The sequence below is a fragment of the Micrococcus lacusdianchii genome (assembly GCF_023155805.1).
Taxonomy (GTDB): domain Bacteria; phylum Actinomycetota; class Actinomycetes; order Actinomycetales; family Micrococcaceae; genus Micrococcus; species Micrococcus lacusdianchii.
The window spans coordinates 1-777 of the sequence record NZ_JAKNUW010000055.1; the positions used below are offsets into that span (position 1 = coordinate 1).

At 82.2% G+C, this 777-nt stretch carries 1 protein-coding gene; it reads right to left on the reverse strand.

Annotated elements, in window-relative coordinates; translation table 11 throughout:
- A partial coding sequence (locus tag MA879_RS12310; RefSeq protein WP_248126894.1) for an ATP-binding cassette domain-containing protein occupies positions 1-777 on the reverse strand: 777 nt, incomplete at both ends.

The window sequence follows — 777 nt, forward strand, 5'->3', positions numbered from 1 at the left end:
CTCGGGATCCGCGGCGCCGCCGACCGCGGCCCCGGCCGGGGCCAGGGGCGTGCCCTGCGCGTCGACGAGGGCGTCCGCGGCGCGCTGCAGCGCCGGGTCGTGGGAGGCGGCCACCACGATGCACGGCGGCAGGGTCAGGCCGGGCACGCCCGCGCGGGCGAGCGCGACGACGCCGGCGCGCACGGCGGCCGCGGCGGCGTCGTCCAGGTGGGCGGTGGGCTCGTCCAGGATCACGAGCCAGGGGCGCCGGTCCGCGCCGGCGGTGCTCAGCCGCGCCAGCGCCCGGGCCAGGGCGACGCGCCGCAGCTCGCCGGGGCTGAGCTCCACGGGCCGCCGGTGCGCCGCGCCGTCCAGGGCGACGGCGGCGAGCACCGCGGCGCGCTCGGAGTCCGCACGCGCCCGGCCGGCCGCCGCGTCGAGCTCCTCGCCCACCGTGGGCTCGAGCAGGCGCGGATGCTGGCCGACCCACACGGTGCGGTCCGGGTCCACGCCGCTCACGCTCCCCTGCACGCGGGCGTCCGAGGTGCGCAGCAGTCCCGCGAGCAGGTGCAGGAGGGTGGACTTGCCGGTGCCGGAGGCCGAGCCGAGCACGGTGAGCGTGCCCGGCGCCGCGCGCAGGTCCACGCCCTGCAGGACGCGCCGGTCCCCGAAGGCCACGCCGACGTCCTCGAGGACCACCGTGCCGGGCGGGGCCGCCGCGGGACCGACCGCGCGCGCCGGTGCGGCGGCGGGGTCCGCGAGCGCGTCCCGGGCCGCCTCGGGCACGGGCTCCCGCGC